The organism is Brevundimonas sp. GW821-FHT12C05 (genome assembly GCF_058807475.1).
The window spans coordinates 1,265,851-1,283,278 of sequence record NZ_JBXAQS010000001.1; the positions used below are offsets into that span (position 1 = coordinate 1,265,851).

At 69.8% G+C, this 17,428-nt stretch carries 18 protein-coding genes; 11 read left to right on the forward strand and 7 right to left on the reverse strand.

Annotated elements, in window-relative coordinates; all coding sequences use genetic code 11:
* The first annotated feature begins 20 nt into the window (after positions 1-20).
* Positions 21-452, forward strand: a complete 432-nt coding sequence (locus AC1RRF_RS05920) for a hypothetical protein (protein WP_492833529.1) — start codon at positions 21-23, stop codon at positions 450-452.
* Here AC1RRF_RS05920 and AC1RRF_RS05925 read toward each other — a convergent pair.
* The gene (locus tag AC1RRF_RS05925; RefSeq protein ID WP_492833530.1) at positions 427-543 is read right to left on the reverse strand and encodes a hypothetical protein; all 117 of its coding nucleotides are present in this window, start codon (positions 541-543) and stop codon (positions 427-429) included. The two genes, AC1RRF_RS05920 and AC1RRF_RS05925, sit on opposite strands and share 26 nt — an antisense overlap.
* A 107-nt stretch (positions 544-650) precedes the next feature.
* A complete protein-coding gene (locus AC1RRF_RS05930) occupies positions 651-1,115 on the reverse strand; it encodes a hypothetical protein (RefSeq protein ID WP_492833531.1) in 465 nt (154 codons plus the stop codon).
* 199 nt (positions 1,116-1,314) lie between these two features.
* On the opposite strand from AC1RRF_RS05930, the gene AC1RRF_RS05935 reads away from it, so the two are divergent.
* The 4 genes from AC1RRF_RS05935 (at position 1,315) to AC1RRF_RS05950 (ending at position 6,203) form a co-directional block, all read left to right on the forward strand.
* The gene (locus tag AC1RRF_RS05935; RefSeq protein ID WP_492833532.1) at positions 1,315-1,980 is read left to right on the forward strand and encodes a response regulator transcription factor; all 666 of its coding nucleotides are present in this window, start codon (positions 1,315-1,317) and stop codon (positions 1,978-1,980) included.
* A gap of 74 nt (positions 1,981-2,054) precedes the next feature.
* On the forward strand, positions 2,055-2,150 hold the full coding sequence (locus AC1RRF_RS05940; RefSeq protein WP_492833533.1) for a hypothetical protein: 96 nt from the start codon (positions 2,055-2,057) through the stop codon (positions 2,148-2,150).
* Positions 2,151-2,385: 235 nt separating this feature from the next.
* A complete protein-coding gene (dnaE, locus tag AC1RRF_RS05945; RefSeq protein WP_492833534.1) occupies positions 2,386-5,844 on the forward strand; it encodes a DNA polymerase III subunit alpha in 3,459 nt (1,152 codons plus the stop codon).
* On the forward strand, positions 5,844-6,203 hold the full coding sequence (locus AC1RRF_RS05950; RefSeq protein ID WP_492833535.1) for a GFA family protein: 360 nt from the start codon (positions 5,844-5,846) through the stop codon (positions 6,201-6,203). The genes dnaE and AC1RRF_RS05950 overlap by 1 nt, the downstream gene beginning before the upstream one ends.
* On the opposite strand, the gene AC1RRF_RS05955 is transcribed toward AC1RRF_RS05950, so the two are convergent.
* Genes AC1RRF_RS05955 through AC1RRF_RS05970 form a run of 4 tightly spaced genes read right to left on the reverse strand, consistent with a single transcriptional unit; the run spans position 6,200 to position 10,461 of the window.
* A complete protein-coding gene (locus AC1RRF_RS05955; protein WP_492833536.1) occupies positions 6,200-7,378 on the reverse strand; it encodes a S41 family peptidase in 1,179 nt (392 codons plus the stop codon). The two genes, AC1RRF_RS05950 and AC1RRF_RS05955, sit on opposite strands and share 4 nt — an antisense overlap.
* A 41-nt stretch (positions 7,379-7,419) precedes the next feature.
* Entirely contained in the window at positions 7,420-8,217 is a 798-nt protein-coding gene (locus AC1RRF_RS05960; RefSeq protein ID WP_492833537.1) for a TrmH family RNA methyltransferase, read from the reverse strand.
* Positions 8,214-9,128: a class I SAM-dependent methyltransferase gene (locus tag AC1RRF_RS05965; RefSeq protein WP_492833538.1), complete on the reverse strand. Its 915-nt coding sequence runs from the start codon at positions 9,126-9,128 to the stop codon at positions 8,214-8,216. Before AC1RRF_RS05965 ends, AC1RRF_RS05960 begins: the two co-directional genes overlap by 4 nt.
* Complete coding sequence (locus AC1RRF_RS05970; protein WP_492833539.1) at positions 9,100-10,461, reverse strand: glycosyltransferase family 2 protein; 1,362 nt, start codon at positions 10,459-10,461, stop codon at positions 9,100-9,102. Before AC1RRF_RS05970 ends, AC1RRF_RS05965 begins: the two co-directional genes overlap by 29 nt.
* A gap of 205 nt (positions 10,462-10,666) precedes the next feature.
* On the opposite strand from AC1RRF_RS05970, the gene AC1RRF_RS05975 reads away from it, so the two are divergent.
* Genes AC1RRF_RS05975 through AC1RRF_RS05990 form a run of 4 tightly spaced genes read left to right on the forward strand, consistent with a single transcriptional unit; the run spans position 10,667 to position 13,876 of the window.
* On the forward strand, positions 10,667-11,296 hold the full coding sequence (locus AC1RRF_RS05975) for a TetR/AcrR family transcriptional regulator (protein ID WP_492833540.1): 630 nt from the start codon (positions 10,667-10,669) through the stop codon (positions 11,294-11,296).
* Positions 11,293-12,093 (forward strand): ABC transporter substrate-binding protein, encoded by an 801-nt coding sequence (locus AC1RRF_RS05980; RefSeq protein WP_492833541.1) that lies wholly within the window; start codon positions 11,293-11,295, stop codon positions 12,091-12,093. The genes AC1RRF_RS05975 and AC1RRF_RS05980 overlap by 4 nt, the downstream gene beginning before the upstream one ends.
* On the forward strand, positions 12,087-13,073 hold the full coding sequence (locus tag AC1RRF_RS05985; protein ID WP_492834141.1) for a FecCD family ABC transporter permease: 987 nt from the start codon (positions 12,087-12,089) through the stop codon (positions 13,071-13,073). Before AC1RRF_RS05980 ends, AC1RRF_RS05985 begins: the two co-directional genes overlap by 7 nt.
* The gene (locus AC1RRF_RS05990; RefSeq protein WP_492833542.1) at positions 13,070-13,876 is read left to right on the forward strand and encodes an ABC transporter ATP-binding protein; all 807 of its coding nucleotides are present in this window, start codon (positions 13,070-13,072) and stop codon (positions 13,874-13,876) included. The genes AC1RRF_RS05985 and AC1RRF_RS05990 overlap by 4 nt, the downstream gene beginning before the upstream one ends.
* On the opposite strand, the gene AC1RRF_RS05995 is transcribed toward AC1RRF_RS05990, so the two are convergent.
* On the reverse strand, positions 13,816-15,909 hold the full coding sequence (locus AC1RRF_RS05995; protein ID WP_492833543.1) for a lytic transglycosylase domain-containing protein: 2,094 nt from the start codon (positions 15,907-15,909) through the stop codon (positions 13,816-13,818). The two genes, AC1RRF_RS05990 and AC1RRF_RS05995, sit on opposite strands and share 61 nt — an antisense overlap.
* Before the next feature lie 112 nt (positions 15,910-16,021).
* Between AC1RRF_RS05995 and dapA the strand changes: the two genes are divergently transcribed.
* Both dapA and smpB read left to right on the forward strand, forming a co-directional pair.
* The gene (dapA, locus tag AC1RRF_RS06000) at positions 16,022-16,906 is read left to right on the forward strand and encodes a 4-hydroxy-tetrahydrodipicolinate synthase (RefSeq protein ID WP_492833544.1); all 885 of its coding nucleotides are present in this window, start codon (positions 16,022-16,024) and stop codon (positions 16,904-16,906) included.
* Positions 16,906-17,376 (forward strand): SsrA-binding protein SmpB, encoded by a 471-nt coding sequence (gene smpB, locus AC1RRF_RS06005; protein WP_291833694.1) that lies wholly within the window; start codon positions 16,906-16,908, stop codon positions 17,374-17,376. The genes dapA and smpB overlap by 1 nt, the downstream gene beginning before the upstream one ends.
* Positions 17,377-17,428: the final 52 nt, after the last annotated feature.

Genomic DNA, 17,428 nt, shown 5'->3' on the forward strand with positions numbered 1-17,428 from the left:
GCCGTTTCGCGGAGCCGTCCATGACCGAAGCGATCCAGGCCCTACTCACCGCCGCCCGCCTCGCCGAGACCGAAGGCCGTCGCGCCGACGCCCGCGACGGCTATGCGCGGGCCGCCGCCCTCGGCCGGGAGTCTTCGCTGCCCCTCCTGCAGGCCCACGCCCTGCGCCACCTGTCAGACATTGATCGCCAGGCCGGTCAGGCCGATCAGGCCCACGCCCACGCGGAACAGGCCGCCGCCCTCTACCGGGCGAACGGGCAAGACGGCTCCCTGGATCTGGCCAATACGACCCGGCTCAAGGCTTTGGCCCTGGACGACCTGCGGCGTCCGGCGGCGACGGCGGCGTGGATTGAGGCGAGGGACCTCTACGCCGCGCTCTCCGTCGCCGCGGGGGTCGCCGAATGCGAGGCGCGGCTGGCCCGACCGGCTACTTCTTCCCCGGCGGCTGGGTGAACGGCGAGGTCCCGACCGAGATCGCCGGCTTGGGCTTCTCGGCCTTGGGTTTGCGGACTTCCTTGTTGCTGCGTGCTTGACCCTTGGCCATGGCCGCTCTCCTGCGAGGCCTGCCGCCGAAAGGCGGATGACTGGCGGCGTCGCGAGGGAAGTCTACAGCCGTTCGGCGTCAATCACCCGCGCAATCGGGCCGGGGCCTCAGTTCAGGCGCAGGTCCGGGAATTCAGACTCCGCGCGCCACGCCAACTCCCCCTGGCAGGAGAAGGCCGTCTCGGCCTGCCGGAAGGCGGACCAACTGAGCAGGCCCCGCAGCCGCACGTGATCGGGGGTGGCGCGCGCCAGTTCCCGGTCGAGCCACTGTCCCTCCACCGGCATCAACCGCACGCGCGCGGCGGTCGGCCCTTCGAACTCCCGGGCGATGATGGAACGGCGCTCGATCACCCAGTGCTCGCCGGGCCTGTGACAACAGTCCAGCACCAGGAGCATGGCGTCGATGCAGGGCGTCGCCCCCTCGACCAGATGCACGCCCCAGGTCTCCGACGCGGCGGTCGTTCCGGTCAGGCTGAACAGCCGCGTCGCGTCGATCTTCAGGTCCAGCAGACGCTCGCCCTCGGCGTCTCGACGAATCCGCCACCTGTACATCAGTCGTTCAAGGGCGGACATTCAGCAGGATTTCCGACGTCTTCCGGTCCGACTCCGAACAGTCGGGCGATACAGACCCCCCCGTCAGCGAGCAATTGCGTGAGACTACGAGGTTACGGCAGCGGACACGGGCCTCTAGTCTGCGAGGCGGTCGACGAGCAGCGACCCCAGCCTCCCTTTTCGGGCAGCCAGTAGAAGGTACGACAGGATTCCCGATACTTTGTTTCCCGGCGGCAAACCTGGTCGCGGCGAGCCCGTCGGTTCCCCTGCCGCCAACAGGTCGCGCCAAGCGGACGCGGCGGTCACCAGGGAAATCCTGGTCATCGATGACGACCCCGCGATCCTGCAGACCCTTCTGCTCCTGTTCAGGGAGACGGGCTACGACCCGGTCGGCTTCTCCGACCCCCTGGACGCCCTAATGTGGGCGTCGGACGCCGATCCGACCTGTATCGTGGTGGACCTGAAGCTGCCGGGCGTCGAGGGCCTGGATCTGGTCGCCGCCTTCTGCGCTTTGGGCCGCCACGCCGTCGTGCTGATCAGCGCCTTCGTGGATGTGACGACCACGGTCGACGCCATGCGTCTGGGGGTCGACAACGTCATCCAGAAGCCGACCAATCCCGACGTCCTGATCGCGGCCGTGAATCGGGGCCTGGAAGTGCTGAAGACGGCGCCCCGGCAGGAACTGATGACCCTGACCCGACGGGAACGCCAGGTGGCGGAGCTGATCGTCGCCGGCCGCACCACCAAACAGATCGCCCAGACCCTGTCGCTGAGCCCCCGGACGGTCGAGTTCTTCCGCGGAAGCCTGCTGCGCAAGACCCAGTCCCCCAACTCGGCCGCCCTGGCCTCGACGCTGACGCTGCTCGGTTTCCATCCTCCAGGCTGACAGATGGCGTCGGGCTTGACGGGAACGCAACGAGAACATAGAACATATCCGGAACATCAATCCGGGAGGCCGTCATGGCGCGTTGGGTTCGGGAATCGTTGTCGCTGGCCTCATGCGCCGGCTTCGTCTGGATGGTCTGGCAGGTCGCGCTGATCATGCCGACCGCCTGAGTGTACAAAGTGCACTCTACGGTTTGAGTGTTTTCAAGGACTTGACCGCAATTTGTCCACGAATGTGCACTCGGTTTTTTTCGATCGCGAACCGGGCGTTCCATCGACTTTAGACCTGTCCACAAATGCTCCCCGGCGAGGCTTCGGCTTCGGTCGCTTTCCGGTGTTTCCGACGAGCGGGATGTGAGACTCGGTTCAGGATGACGACCTGTCTGAAGAGCGGAGCGAAGACGCGGTGAGCGAGGCGTTGAACAGCCAGGGCTTCGTCCACCTGCGGGTCCGATCGGCCTATTCGCTGCTGGAAGGCGCGATCAAGGCGGGCAAGGTCCCCAAGATGGCCGCCGACGCGGCCATGCCCGCCGTGGCCGTGGCCGACCGCGTCAACCTGTTCGGCGCTCTGGAGTTCAGTCAGGCAGCCAAGGACGCGGGCGTCCAGCCTATCGTCGCCTGCGCCCTGCCGGTCACGGGCATCGGCGGCCAGGTCAATGAGCGCTGGGCCAAGGTCCCGACCGTGGTCCTGATCGTCCAGAACGAGACCGGCTGGCTGAACCTGTGCCAGCTGTCGTCCTCGGCCTTCCTCGACGCCGGGTCGATGGATGACCCCGGCGTGCCGTGGAACACCGTGGTCGAGCATTCCGACGGCCTGCTTCTGCTGACCGGCGGCCCCGACGGCCCCGTCGATCCCCTGTTCGTCCAAGGCAAGGCGGGGGAGGGGAACGCCGCCCTCAACGAGATGTTGGCCACCTTCGGCGACCGCATGTACGTCGAGTTGCAACGTCACGGCCTCGCGAGCGAGGCGCAGGGCGAGCGCGGGCTGGTGGCCTGGGCCTATGAGAACGACGTGCCGCTGGTCGCCACCAACGACGTCCACTACGCCAAGGCCTCGCAGGCCAAGAGCCATGACGCCCTGCTGTGCATCGCCGACGGCGCCTTCACCGGTCAGGAGGACCGCCGCCGCATCACCGGCGAGCACTGGTTCAAGACCGCCGCCGCCATGCGCGAGCTGTTCGCCGACCTGCCCGAGGCCTGCGACAGCACCCTGGACATCGCCCGCCGCTGCGCCTTCCTGGTCACCACCCGGGCGCCGATCCTGCCCCGCTTCGACACCGGCGCGGGCCGCTCCGAGCCCGACGAACTGCTCCACCAGGCCCGCGAAGGGCTGAAGCAGCGCCTCACCGAGGTCACCCCGGCGGCGCCGGAGGAGGAGTACTGGAAGCGGCTGGAGTGGGAGGTCGGGATCATCACCCAGATGGGCTTCCCCGGCTACTTCCTGATCGTGGCGGACTTCATCAAATGGGCCAAGACCCACGGCATTCCCGTGGGTCCGGGCCGGGGTTCCGGCGCCGGTTCGCTGGTCGCCTGGGCCCTGACCATCACCGATCTGGACCCCCTGCGGTTCGGCCTGCTGTTCGAGCGCTTCCTCAATCCGGAACGCGTCTCCATGCCCGACTTCGACATCGACTTCTGTCAGGAGCGGCGCGAGGAGGTCATCACCTACGTCCAGGAGCACTACGGCAAGGACCGCGTCGCCCAGATCATCACCTTCGGCACCCTCCAGGCCCGCGCCGTGCTGCGCGACGTCGGCCGGGTGCTGCAGATGCCGTTGGGCCAGGTCGACCGCCTAGCCAAGATGGTGCCGGCCAACCCGGCCAATCCGGTCACCCTGGCCCAGGCCATCGAGCTGGAACCGCGCCTGAAGGAGGCCCGCGACAGCGAGCCTGCCGTGCGCACCCTGCTGGACACGGCGCTGGAGCTGGAGGGGCTGTACCGCAACGCCTCGACCCACGCCGCCGGCATCGTCATCGGCGACCGCCCCCTGACCGAGCTGGTGCCGCTGTACCAGGACCCGCGCTCGGACATCCCGGCCACCCAGTTCAACATGAAGTGGGTCGAGCCGGCCGGTCTGGTGAAGTTCGACTTCCTCGGCCTGAAGACCCTGACGGTTCTGGACCGCGCCCACGGCTATCTGAAGCGCCGCGGCGCCGCGCCCGAATGGAACCAGCTGCCGCTGGACGACAAGCCGACCTATGAGCTGATGGCCTCGGGCCAGACCGTCGGGGTGTTCCAGCTGGAATCCCAGGGCATGCGCGACACCCTGCGCAAGATGCGCTGCGGTTCGATCGAGGAGATCACCGCCCTGATCTCCCTCTATCGGCCGGGCCCGATGGAGATGATCGACACCTATATCGACCGGAAGTTCGGCCGCCAGGAAGTCGACTACCTGCACGCCTCGCTGCAGGAGACCCTGTCGGAGACCTACGGCGTCATCATCTACCAGGAACAGGTGATGAAGATCGCCCAGATCCTGGCCGGTTACTCCCTCGGCGAAGCCGACCTTCTGCGCCGCGCCATGGGCAAGAAGAAGAAGGAGGAGATGGATTTCCAGCGCGCCCGCTTCATCGAGGGCGCGTCCGGCAAGGGCGTCTCGGAGCAGCAGTCGGGCGGCATCTTCGATCTGGTGGCCAAGTTCGCGGGCTACGGCTTCAACAAGTCGCACGCCGCCGCCTATGCGCTGATCTCCTTCCAGACGGGCTGGCTGAAGGCCAACCATCCAGTCGAATTCATGGCCGCGTCTATGTCTCTCGATCTCAGCAATACCGACAAGCTTGCTGTTTTCTATCAAGATTGTCGCCGCTTCGAAGTGCCTGTGAAGGCCCCGGACGTGAACCGCTCCTCGGCCGACTTCGATGTCGAATGGAGCGAAGGGCAGGGGTCCGTCCTCTACGCCCTGGGCGCCATCCGCAACGTCGGCCTGGAGGCGATGAAGCATCTGGTCGAGGTGCGCGAGACCGGCGGCCGCTTCACCGACATCTTCGACTTCCTCGAACGGGTCGATCCGAAATTCGTCAACAAGCGCGCGCTGGAGAACCTGGCCCGCGCCGGCGCCTTCGACGGCTTCCACACCAACCGCCGCCAGCTGGTCGAACAGGCTGACAAGCTGATCGCCTACTGCCAGAGCGTGGCCGCCGAGCGCGCTTCGTCGCAGGTCTCGCTGTTCGGCGGCGATCAGGTCGCCGCGGGCCGTCCGCGCCTGACGCCCGTCGAGCCCTGGGTCGGACCCGAGAAGCTGGACCAGGAACTGGCCGCCGTCGGTTTCTACCTGTCCGGCCACCCGCTGGAGGACATGGCGCCGGCCCTGAAGCGCAAGCGCGTCACCTTCGTCGCCGAGGCCACCGCCCTGGCCGAGAGCGGCTACGAGGCCTTCATGATGGCCGGCGTGGTGCGTCGCCGTCAGGAACGAGCCAGCGCCCGAACGGGCGAGAAATTCGCCTTCGTCACCTTCTCGGACCCGACGGGCGAGTTCGAATGCCTGTTCCCGCCGGAACAGCTGCGCAAATGCCGCGAGGTGCTGGAGACCGGCGCCTCGGTCATGGTCAAGGTTCGCGCCAAATGCGCCGACGGCGAGGTGCGCTTCTTCGGCGACGACGCCAGCCGGCTGGATACGTTGATCGATGACGGTCAGCTGGGCCTGCGCATCCACGTCTCGGCCCGCGGCGCCGATCCCGAGGCTCTGCGCACCCGGTTGGAGCGCGCCGTCGCTGCGGGCGGCAAGGGCGGGGAGGTCTTCCTGGTCGCCGCCCTGGACGGCCGTCGCGAGGTCGAGATGAAACTGCCCGGCCGCTACCGCCTCGACGGCGCCCTGCGCGGCGCCCTGAAGTCGGCCCCGGGCGTCAGCTATCTGGAGGATGCGTGATGAGTGAACCTAAGACCCACCAGGGTTCCTGCCACTGCGGCGCCGTGGCCTATGAGGTCGACACCGACCTGCAGGGCCTGATCGAGTGCAACTGCTCGCACTGCTACCCCAAGGGGCTGGTCCTGACCTTCGTCAGCCCCGACGCCTTCCGCCTGAAGGCGGGCGAGGGAGCGTTGAGCACCCACACCTTCAACACCCACAACATCCAGCACCGCTTCTGCGACACCTGCGGGGTCCAGCCGTTCGCCGAGGGCAAGACGCCCAAGGGCGATCCCATGGTGGCGATCAACATCCGCACCCTGACCGACCTGGAACCCTTCAGCTGGACCGCCCAGCGCGTCGATGGGCGCAGCTTCTAGCGGCGACGCGGCTCGAAGGCTTCGCGCGGCGTCCCATTGACGGCGTAGAGCCGCTCCGCCGGGATCTTGATCGTCAGCCCGGAGTTCTCCAGCCGCAGGTCGTAGACGGCGCCCAGCAGGCCCGCCATCGGGCCGCCCTCGACCCGGACGCCCAGGGCGTCGAAGCCGATCGCCAGGCCTTCGCCCATGCTGCCGGTCCAGCGTCCGACGCGGACCGTGACCGGGCCGTCGTGATGCTTGCCGGAGCGAGGCAGGACCTGCTCGATCCACTGCCGCGGCACGCCGGTCTCCCGCTCCTCCGAGGGCAGGTTGTGGATCTGGTAGGACCGGGCCTCGGTCACGAACCAGCCCATCACCGCCCGGGCGACCGAGGTGTTGCCGCCGCTGGCGGTGTCGGTGAGATCGATCAGGACCGGCTGCCCGGGCCGTGCGCCGGCCATGGCGGCGTCGAAGGCCGCGATGGTGTCGCTGTTCCCCAGCGAGTCGTTGAACCGGATCACCCGCCGGCCGCCGGCCTCGCTGACCGTCAGGGGCGGCCGATCCGCAGCGGCCGCCGCATAGAGGTTGGGCAGGGTCAGCCGTTGGCCCGAGATCGTCAGGTCCCGTTCCCGGTCCCGCCGGCCCGCCGCCAGCACCCGGGCCGCGTAGCCGTCCCGATCGCCGCCGGGCTCCAGCCCCAGCTCGGCCCAGAAGGCGCGCACCGCTTCGCCGGTCTCCACGCCGCCTACCGCATCCAGCGCCTGCCCCGCGCGCACCCCCGCCGCCTCGGCCGGAGAGCCTTCGCGCACGGCGGTGATGCGCCAGACCGGGCCCTGCTTCTCGATCCACAGATCGGCGTAGCTGGGGACGAGCGCCCGACTGTCGCGGAAGGAACTGCCGGTGATCGCATGATGGTCCGCCAGCGCCGTGATCGCATGCTCGGCGTAGAGCAACAGGGACGACCGGTCATGCACCGCCGACGCCTCGGCCCGCAGGACGTCGCTCATCGGCAGGGCGCCGCCGGGAAAGCGGTCCAGATAGGCGTAATGACCGTTGATCAGCCCCTCGATCGACAGGGCGTCGGCCCGGTAGGCGTCGGGCGACAGGTCAGGCGTCTGGGCATGGACGGGGCCGGCGAAGGGGAGCAGGGCGGCGAGGATCAGCAGGATGCGCATGGCGGCGAAGCTGTGCCGCATGCCTCCGTCCGGCAAGTTAAACTCCGGACAGGCGCGGACCGTCAGGCCGCGTCGGTCACCGCATAGACCATCACGCCCGTGGCGATGGCCAGGTTCAGGCTGTCGGCCCGGCCGCGCATGGGAATCTTGACGTTGACGTCGCAGGCCGCCGCAAGGGTGTCGGTCAGCCCAGCCTGCTCATTGCCCATAAGGACCAGGGCCGGATGCTGGATGGCCGCGTCGCGATAGCCGTGCGTCGCGTCCAGCCGGGTGCCGATCACGCTGCCCGGCCAGGTCTGGCGCCAGGCGATGAACTCGGCCGAGCTTGCCCGGGCGATGGCCACGGCGAAGACCGAACCCATGGTCGCCCGCACCGCCTCGGTGGAATAGGGGTCGACGCAGTCGTCGATCAGGATCACCCCGCCGCAGCCCGCCGCGTCGGCGGTGCGGATGATGGTGCCCAGATTGCCCGGATCGCGCACCTGCTCCAGCGCCACCCAACAGGGGGCGCTCTTGGGATTGATCGCCGACAAGGGCGTATAGACCTGCTCGAACACCCCCAGGACGGTCTGCGGGTTATCGCGACGGCTGATCTTCTCGAGGATCGGATGGGTGACGATGACCACCTCGCCGCCGGCGGCGCGGGTCTCGGCCTTGGCGCGATCCAGCAGCGGATGCTCGCGCGCCTCCATCCCGACCAGCAGCAGCTTGGGCGTGCGGCCCTGGTCCAGCGCCTCGCCGATGAATTTCAGCCCCTCGGCCAGGAAGCGGCCCGTGCTCTCACGCTCCTTGCGCATGTTCAGCGCGCGGACGTTCTTGACCGTATCATTGGTCAGGGAGGTGATCAGGCGGTCGGTCATTGCCCGCTCCCCGCATCCTTGCTCCATCGGGCGAAGAAGCTCAGGCCGATGGCCCGGCCGTCCGACCCATGCTCAGCCAGGGCCAGCTCGCCCCAGTCGATGACGCCGCCGCGATCCGCCGTGGCTTCCGCCATCAGGTGGGCCAGCGACAGACCCGAGATGCGCGCCGCATAGGCGTTGAGCAGCAGGAAGGAGGCGTCGTCCGACAGCAGGGCGGCGCAGTCCTTCAGCAGGCCGGGCAGGTCCTCGAACAGCCGCCAGACCTCGCCCGTCGGCCCGCGCCCGTACTTCGGCGGGTCCAGGATGATGCCGTCGTACTTCACCCCGCGCCGGACCTCGCGGGCCACATATTTGCGGCAGTCCTCGACGATCCAGCGGATCGGCCGGTCGGCCAGCCCTGATTGCTCAGCGTTCTCGCGAGCGTAGGCGACGGACTTCTTGGAGGCGTCGACGTGCGTCACCTCGGCGCCCGCCGCCGAACAGGCCAGGCTGGCCACGCCGGTGTAGCCGAACAGGTTGAGGACCTTGGGACGCTTCAAGGTGCGCACTCGCGCATCCAGCCACTCCCAGTTCGCCGCCTGCTCCGGGAAGAAGGCCAGGTGGCGGAAGGGGGTGAAGCGGCCGGTGAAGCGCACGTCGCGCCAGGCCAGCGGGAAGGTCTCGACCGGGCGGCCGGAGAAGCGCCAGCGGCCGTCGTCGTCATCGTCCTGGGCCTGCGGATCGAACACGGCGTCAGCCTTGTCGAAGGCGGCGGGATCGTGCGGAGCCCAGAAACACTGGGGCTCGGGCCGCACGACGGTGAAGCGCCCATAGCGCTCCAGCTTGCGGCCATGGCCGCTGTCCAGCAGGGCGTAGTCTTCCCAGCCTCGGGTGAAGAGCGTTTCAGGCGACGGGTTCAGGCGTGGCGGCATGGGTCGCTGATAGGCGGTGCGACCCCGCCTCGTCCAGCGCGGCGTCCGTCGAAGCCGCCGGGATGTCGCGCCGATGCCGCGTCTTGTTCCAGGCGAAGGGCTCGAACGCCAACCGCCACAGGGCCTGGGTGAAGGCCAGGCTGAGCAGACTCCAGTAGGCGGGCGCGGCGATCATGTCCCGCGGCGAATAGGGGATGCCCGCCCGGCGGGCGCCCAGCGCGCACGACAGCCAGGCCGAGACCGCGCCCAGCACCAGCACGCTCAGGGCCAGTCGAGGCGTCTCAGGCGAAAGGCCCGACACCGTCGATACCAGCACCGCGGCCAGCACCCAGCACAGGGTCGGCCCATAGAGCGCCGCCGAGGCGAGGCCGACCCCCAGCGTCATGACCAGGGCGAACAGGCCACGGGGCCCCAAGGCGCCCAGGCTGCGAGTGTGCACGCCCCAGGTCTGCATATAGCCCTTCAGCCAACGGGTGCGCTGGGGCAGCCAGTCGTGCAGGAAGCCCGGCGGGCTTTCCCACGTGGGCCGGGCGATGACCCCGATCCGCCAGCCCCGACGCCACAGACGGAAGCCAAGATCCGCGTCCTCGGTCACGTTCCAGGAGTCCCAACCGCCGACGGCGCGCAGGACATCAACGCGGAAGTGGTTGCTGGTCCCGCCCAAGGGGAAGGGCAAACCCAGGCGGGTCAGACCGGGCAGGGTGATCTCGAACAGGCTGGCGTATTCCGCCGCAAACTGGCGGTCGAGGAAGGGCGTGGCCGAACCGGCTCGCGCGCGGATGCGCAACGGCGCCTGGAGGCAGGCCAACCGCCCCCCGGCGTCGTTCAGAAATCGGCCCGCGGCCTCCTTCAGCTGACCGGGATCGGGCTCGTCCTCGGCGTCATAGACGGTCAGCAGGTCTCCCGTGGCGTGGAGCAGGGCGCAATTCAGCGCGCGTGGCTTGGTGCCCGGACGCCCAGGCGGTGCGATGAAGATCTCCAGCCAGTCGGGCCGAGGCGACGCCAGCGCGGCGGCCAAGGTCGCGTCGTCGTGGGCCTCCAGCACCAGCATTCCTTGCAGCCGGTCCGGCGGATAGTCGATCGCCGCCAGGCGGCCGATCAGCTGATCCACCACCTCGGCTTCGTCGTACAGGGCGGCGAGAACAGTATAGCGCGGCCACAGGTCCGGGGGCGTCTCCGCGACGACCGGCGGGCGACTGGCGAGGATCAGCAGGCACCGCCACCCGGCCACGAACAGGAAGGCGGCGCCCGCCAGCACCTCCAGCCCGACAAGCGCGGCGGCCGGATCGCGCCCGACCAGCCAGGCCGCCCCCGCGAAGACAGCCAGGAGCATGACCCACTGCTCCGACGATAACCCCCTGCGAGCGGCGCTCTGGGCAGGGGGCAGCGCGGCGGACGGAATGATGTCCGGATTCCCGTTTTCGCTGTCTACTTTCGAGTGCACACGGAATGGTTAACGCAGGAACATCGCCCCTCGCAACCGCTTGGCGCTGCCGCCCGATTGCCGCTATTCAGGGGACAGACATTCGGAGCCGCGTGTGACCGCCATCCCCGTCAGTTCCCGATCCGCCCGCAAGCCCAAGGGCGAGGGCCACGAGCGACGCGCCGAAATCCTGGCCGCCGCCGAACGCATCTTCGTCGAGCACGGCTACGAAGGCGCCACGATCCGCAAGATCGCCGACGAGGTCGGCCTGTCCTCGACCGCCCTCTACATGCATTTCTCCGAGAAGGGCGAGATCCTGCAGGAGATCTGCCGGCAGGCCTTCGAAGCCCTGATGGAGGCCAACCAGGTCATCATCGCCGAGACGCGTTCGCCCGAACAGCGGATGCGCGAGATGATGCGCGCCTATGTCGATTTCGGCTTCGCCAATCCTAACGCCTACCGGCTGGTCTACATGACCCGCCCGATCGAGCTGCGGGAGGGCGCCCAGTCGGCGGCGCGCGAGATGGGAGTGGAGCTGTTCCGCACCTTCGAGGGGGTGATCGAGGAACTGGAGGCCGCCGGGCGGCTGCGCTACGACGCCAAGACCACGGCCCAGGCCGTCTGGGCCGGCGGGCACGGGGCCGTCTCGCTGATGATCTCCAAGCCCTATTTCGACTGGGTCGAGCGCGACAAGCTGGTGACGACCTTGCTGGAGGGGCTGTTCACAGGCCTGCTCAAGCCTTGAGGCGGCTGGCGGCCGTCGCCGCCGGGGGGCTGCTGATCCTTGGAGCCGGGACCGCGCAAGCCCGACCGACGCGGATTCTGTCGCTGGACCAGTGCGCCGACCAATATGTGCTGGCCCTGCGGCCTGACGCCGAACTGGCGCTGTCGCCGCGCGCCGACGATCCCGACGCCTGGCTGCGCGAGGCGGCCCAGGGCAGGGCGCGTGTCCGCCCGACACTGGAGGCCGCCGTCACCTTCCAGCCGGATGTCGTTGTCCGTTACTGGGGCGGGGAGCCCCGGCTGCTGGCCCGGCTGGAAGCCCGCGGCACGCCGACGGCGATCATAAACGACGCCACGGATTTCAACGGTATACGCGCCAACATTCGCAGTGTGGCGCAAGCCCTGGACGCCGGCCCCCGGGGCGAGGACCTGATCCGTCGCATGGACGCGCGGCTGGCCCAGGCCGCGCCGAAGACCGCCGCTCGGCCCACGGCGCTGTACCTGACGCCCGGCGGCTTCACGGCGGGCAAGGAGACGCTGGTCGATGCGATCTTCGCCGCCGCCGGCTTCCGCAACGCCGCCGACAAACCCTACTTCAACCCGGTCAGTGTCGAGCGCATCGCCCTGTTTCCGCCGGTCCGCTTCGTACTCGGCTTCTTCGACCAGGCGCGCGGCGACTGGCGCGGACCGGGGCGGCATCCGGTCGTGCGCAAGGCGGCGCAGAACCGGGTGGCCGCGAACCTGCCCGCCGCCGCCCTGACCTGTCCGGCCTGGTTCGCCGCCGACGCCGCTGCGATGCTGGCGGAGGATGGATCGTGAGCACACGCCTGATCCTTCTGCTGTCGCTGGCCATCGGCGCGGCTCTGGCCCTGGCCGTGCTCTTCGGCGAGAGCCCGCTGACCCCGGCCCAGTTCGGCGAGGCCTTCCGCGACCCGGCCTCAGGGCCCGGCGAGGTGCTGTGGGCCGTGCGAGCGCCGCGCGCCGTGACCGCCCTGATGGTCGGCGCCGCCCTCGGCCTGGCCGGAGCGGTCATGCAGGGCCTGCTGCGCAATCCGCTGGCCGATCCTGGGGTGCTGGGCGTGTCCGCCGTGGCGGCGCTGGGCGCGGCGAGCGCCATCGTGCTGGGCGCGGCGAGCGTGCCCGGGGCGGTCGAGGTCTCGGCGCTGGCGGGCGCTGGCGTCGCGGGCGGCCTGCTGGTCCTGTTCTCGGCCCGGGTGCGGGCGCCCGAGGCCCTGATCCTGTTCGGGGTGGCGGTGTCCAGCTTCGCCGGCGCGCTGACCGCCCTGATCTTCAACCTGTCGCCGTCGCCCATCGCCTCGGCCGAGGTGATGAGCTGGCTGCTCGGCTCGGTGCAGAACCGCAGCTGGATCGACGTGCTGTGGGTCACCCCCGCCGTCCTGCTGTCCGCCGGTCTGGCCGCCCTGGCCGCGCCGGGCCTGAAGATGCTGAGCCTGGGCGAAGAGACGGCCCGGACCTCGGGCCTGCCGATGGCCCGCCTACGCCTGCTGGCCCTGCTGGCGGCGGCGCTGGCGACCGGAGCGGCGGTGGCGGTGTCCGGCGTGATCGGCTTCGTCGGCCTTGCGGCGCCGCATCTGGTGCGGGCGGCGGTGCGGGGAGACCCGGCCCGGCTGCTGGCGCCGGCGGCGCTGGCGGGCGGACTGATGCTGGTCGGCGCCGACCTGCTGGCGCGGATCACGCCGACGGACCAGGAGCTGAAGCTGGGGGTGTTCACCGCCCTGGTCGGCGCGCCTCTGTTCGCCCTGATCGCCTGGCGCGCGGCGAAGGAGTGGCGGCTGTGAGCGCCCTGCAACTGATCGGCGCCACGGCGCGTCTGGGCGGCCGCGAGGTGCTGAAGGCTGTCGACCTAGCGGTGTCGGCGGGCGAACTGGTCGCCGTCGTCGGCCCCAACGGCGCGGGCAAGTCCAGCGCTATCCGGGCTCTGGCGGGCCTGTTGCCGCTGAGCGGCGGCGAGGCCCGGCTGGACGGGCAGGCCGTCACCGGACTGTCGGCGCGCGAGCGGGCGGCGCGGGTCGCCTACCTGCCGCAGGAACGCCGCATCGCCTGGAACCTACCCGCCGTGGAGATCGCGGCGCTGGGGGCGCCCTTCCTGGCGGGAGGCGAAGCCCTGGCCGCCGCCCAGGCCGCGCTGGACGAGGTCGAGGCCGGGCATCTGGCGGACCGGGGCGTGGCCGAGATGTCGGGCGGCGAACGGGCGCGGGTGCTGTTGGCGCGGGCGCTGGCCACGGGCGCGCGGGCGCTGCTGGCCGATGAGCCGGTGGCAGGGCTGGATCCGGACGCGCAGTTGCTGGTGCTGGAGCGGCTGAAGGCGCGGGCGAGGGCGGGGCAGGCGGTGCTGGTCAGCCTGCACGACCTGACGCTGGCCGCGCGCTACGCCGACCGGGTGGTGGTGCTGAACGAGGGACGGGTCGTCGCCGACGGCGCGCCGTTGGACGCCCTGACGCCCGAGATCATGGCGCGCGTCTTCGGCCTGTCCGCCCGCTGGATCGAGAGCCCGGACGGCCCGCTGCTGTCCGGCCTGCGTTACTCGCCCGGATCAGGCTCCGGCGTGCGCAGCGGCTCCTCGCCCGACACCGTCGCATAGGGCTGGGGTCCGCGCGGCACGCCGCGGCGGATGTCCTGCGACAGGGTCAGGGGCGCGGTCCCGCCGTTCAGCCGGGCCTTGTAGATCGACATGTTCTCCATGACCCGCATCATGTAGTTGCGCGTCTCGGTGAAGGGGGCGCACTCGATGAAGTCGATCGGGTCCACGGTCCCGGCGCGCGGATCGCCGCAACGGGCCACCCACTGCGGCGGACGGGCCGGACCGGCGTTGTAGGCCACCGTCGTCAGCAGCATCGAGCCGCCGAAATTGTTCATCAGGTCGCCGAGGTGGAAACTGCCCAGCGTCATGTTGAAGTCGGGATCGTAGAGACGCTCGTCCGAGAAGGGCATGCCCAACTGCCGAGCCACGCCACGGCCGGTGGCGGGCAGGAATTGCATCATGCCCCGGGCGTTGGCGTGCGAGCGGGCGCGCGGGTCGAAGCTGGATTCCTGACGCGTGATGGCCAGGGTGAACTCCAGCGGCGCGGCGCCCGGCACGCTCGGCGGCATGCGGATGGGGTACTGACGCTCGGGCAGCAGATAGCCACGCTGGCTGGCGGCGCGGCCGATCATCATGGCGGTGAACCCCTCGCCGTAGCCGCGCGACGTATCCATCATCAGGGCCAACTGCTCGACCGTCGGGACGTCGTCGTCCAGCTGGTAGGCGAAGACGCGGAACAGGCTGGCCTCGCCGGTCTCGCCCAGCACGCGCCACGCGCGCACGACCTCGTTGCGCTCGAAGGCGGCGCGATCGGCGTTGGACGGCTCGGGATCAGCGGGCAGGGTGATCGAGGTCTGTCCGGCCTTCTCGGCGGCCAGCTGGCCGTAGAAGGTCTGATAGTGGCGCGATCCGGCCTGATAGTAGTTCACGGCGGCCGGAACGCTGCCCTGCGCCTCGGCGGCGCGGCCCAGCCAGTAGAGGGCGCGGCCCTGGGTGATCGGGGTGGTGGAAGACTGGCGCAGGGTCTCGAAATGCTGCGTCGCGCGCGCCGGATCGTTCAGCTTCACCAGCGCGACCCAGCCGGCGAAGAACTCGGCGTCCACCTTGCGGTCGCCCGACGGGAAGCCGTGCCCGTTGAAGGCGTCATAGGCGGCCTGCCAGTTGCGGGCCTGCAGGGCGTCCAGGAAGTAGTTGCGGCGCTCGCTCCACAGGGTGCTTTGGGCGTCGGTCGAGGATGGCGCGGCGGGCAGGTAGCGCAGCAGGGGGAAGGCCTCCGACTGGCGGCTCTGCGAGCGCAGGATGCGCACCCGCTCCAGCACCACGGCGGGCTCGATGGCCTGCGACGGCGACAGGCCGGCCACGATGGCGTCGGGGCTGTAGGCGGTGCGCAGCGCGAGCACGGCGTTGGCCACGGCCTGCCGCTCGGGCGAGACCAGCGGCACCATGGCGCGTGTCGCCGGGCCGTGCGGCCCCAGCAGCAGCATGTTCAGCCGCGTCTCATGGTCGTCCCGCGTCAGGGCCGACCCCCAGCGGGTCAGGATGCGTGATTGCTGGTCCGCCTCGAAGCTGCGGGTCCGCCACCAGTCCTGGATCAGACGGCGCGCTTCGTCGCGGCGTCCGCGCTGCTCCAGGGCGTCGGCCAGGGCGATGGCGCCCTGCACCGTGGTCGGGGCGTCGCGCTCGAACAGGGCCAGGGCGGCGTCAGGACCGGCGTAGGAACGGTCCAGGGCGCGCTCGACCGCCTGGCGGCGGCTGTCGGCGCGGGGCCAGCCGGCGAAACGGGCCGGCGCATCGGCCAGCTCGCCCCATGACATCTGGTCGGCGGCGGTGTCCAGAAGGGCCCACTCGACCAGCTTGCGCGCGGCCGGATCGCCGATCTGGGCCATGGCGGAGCGGGCGCCGGTCAGGTCGCGGGCGCGGGCCGCGGCCAGACCCTGGCGGAAGAGGGCGGTGTCCTGGTCGCTCAGGGTGCGCGGCTGGTTGCTGACCGGACCGGCGGGGGCGGAGGCGTAGTAGGGGACTTCCTGCGGCAGGAGGCTCTCGGGCGCGGGGGCGAGAAGGGCCAGGGCGGCCGCGAGGCTGGTTCCGATCATTCCGTGTCCTATCCCCATTCGTCGTGGTTGCGGTCCGTGAACCGGCAACCTACCCTCCGGCGCTTCGCTTCCGGGCGAGTGTCGCCCAATTCCACGCAGGACCATCGTTTCAATGACCGCCCCCTTGTTCAAGGGCGTGATCACCGCCCTGATCACACCACTTCGTGACGGAAAGGTGGACGAAGCCGCCTTCACGCGGTTGCTCGAACGCCAGATCGCCGCCGGAGTTCACGGCGTCGTGCCGATGGGTACGACCGGAGAGAGCGCTTCCCTGCATCCGGAGGAGCATCAACGCGTCGTCGAGCTGTGCGTTCAGGTCGCCGCCGGGCGCGTGCGCGTCATCGCCGGCGCCGGATCGTCGTCCACCGACAAGGCCATTGAGCTGGTCCGCCACGCCAAGACCGTCGGCGCCGACGGGGCGCTGGTGGTCACGCCCTATTACAATCGTCCGTCGCAAGCCGGTCTGGCCGCCCACTTCGAGGCCATCGCCGAGGCCGTCCAGCTGCCGATCCTGCTCTACAACGTGCCGGGCCGGACGGGCGTGGACCTGGCCAATGAGACGGTCGCCCGGCTGGCGGCGCATCCGAACATCGTCGGCATCAAGGACGCCACCGGCGATCTGGCCCGCGTCAGCTGGATGCGCGCCAACATCGGCGGCCAGTTCGACCTGATCTCGGGCGACGACCCCAGCTACCTCGGCTACCACGCCCACGGCGGGGTCGGGGTGATCTCGGTCACCTCCAACGTCGCGCCCGAGGGCATGGTCGCCCTGCACGAGGCGGCCCAGGCCGGGGACTACGCCGCCGCGCGCGAGTGGCAGGACCGGTTGATCGGCCTGCACAAGGGCCTGTTCCTCGACAATTCGCCGTCGCCCACCAAATACGCCCTGTCGCGTCTGCAGTTCTGCACCGAGGAGGTCCGCCTCCCGCTCGCTCCGACCGCCGACGCCGTGAAGCCCGCGATTGATCGCGCGATGGCGGATGCAGGATTGGGTTGATGGCTTCTGACAAGCCGAAAATGAAGGTGCTGGCCGAGAACCGCCGGGCCAAGTTCGACTATTTCCTCGAGGACTACACCGAGGCGGGCATCGCCCTGCTCGGAACCGAGATCAAAGCCTTGAGAGACGGCCGGGCCAACATCGCCGAATCCTATGCGGCGGTGGAGGGGCGCGAGATCGTGCTCGTGAACGCCGACATCCCGCCCTACAAACAGGCCAACCGCTTCAATCACGAACCGCGTCGGCACCGGAAGCTGCTGCTGCACCGCAAGCAGATCGACAAATTCATCGGCGCGGTCCAGCGCGACGGCCAGACCATCATCCCGGTCCGGCTCTATCTGAACGAGGCCGGCAAGGCGAAGATCGAGATCGCGCTCGCCAAGGGCAAGAAGCTGCACGACAAGCGCCAGGCCAGCGCTGACCGCGACTGGCAGCGCGACAAGGCGCGGCTGATGAAGGAGCGGGGGTAGGGGCGGCTCCAAGCCTCACATACCCACAACTATGGGCCGCAGGAATCAGCTA

What these genes read in the sequence shown, in the direction of transcription:
- AC1RRF_RS05965 (WP_492833538.1), bottom strand. Translation starts at nt 9,128, where the DNA reads ATGCCGCCACGCCTGAACCCGTCGCCTGAAACGCTCTTCACCCGAGGC.
- AC1RRF_RS05995 (WP_492833543.1), bottom strand. Translation starts at nt 15,909, where the DNA reads ATGATCGGAACCAGCCTCGCGGCCGCCCTGGCCCTTCTCGCCCCCGCG.
- AC1RRF_RS05970 (WP_492833539.1), bottom strand. Translation starts at nt 10,461, where the DNA reads ATGCTCCTGGCTGTCTTCGCGGGGGCGGCCTGGCTGGTCGGGCGCGAT.
- AC1RRF_RS05955 (WP_492833536.1), bottom strand. Translation starts at nt 7,378, where the DNA reads ATGCGGCACAGCTTCGCCGCCATGCGCATCCTGCTGATCCTCGCCGCC.
- smpB (WP_291833694.1), top strand. Translation starts at nt 16,906, where the DNA reads ATGGCTTCTGACAAGCCGAAAATGAAGGTGCTGGCCGAGAACCGCCGG.
- AC1RRF_RS05925 (WP_492833530.1), bottom strand. Translation starts at nt 543, where the DNA reads ATGGCCAAGGGTCAAGCACGCAGCAACAAGGAAGTCCGCAAACCCAAG.
- dapA (WP_492833544.1), top strand. Translation starts at nt 16,022, where the DNA reads ATGACCGCCCCCTTGTTCAAGGGCGTGATCACCGCCCTGATCACACCA.
- AC1RRF_RS05950 (WP_492833535.1), top strand. Translation starts at nt 5,844, where the DNA reads ATGAGTGAACCTAAGACCCACCAGGGTTCCTGCCACTGCGGCGCCGTG.
- AC1RRF_RS05920 (WP_492833529.1), top strand. Translation starts at nt 21, where the DNA reads ATGACCGAAGCGATCCAGGCCCTACTCACCGCCGCCCGCCTCGCCGAG.
- AC1RRF_RS05930 (WP_492833531.1), bottom strand. Translation starts at nt 1,115, where the DNA reads ATGTCCGCCCTTGAACGACTGATGTACAGGTGGCGGATTCGTCGAGAC.
- AC1RRF_RS05940 (WP_492833533.1), top strand. Translation starts at nt 2,055, where the DNA reads ATGGCGCGTTGGGTTCGGGAATCGTTGTCGCTGGCCTCATGCGCCGGC.
- AC1RRF_RS05960 (WP_492833537.1), bottom strand. Translation starts at nt 8,217, where the DNA reads ATGACCGACCGCCTGATCACCTCCCTGACCAATGATACGGTCAAGAAC.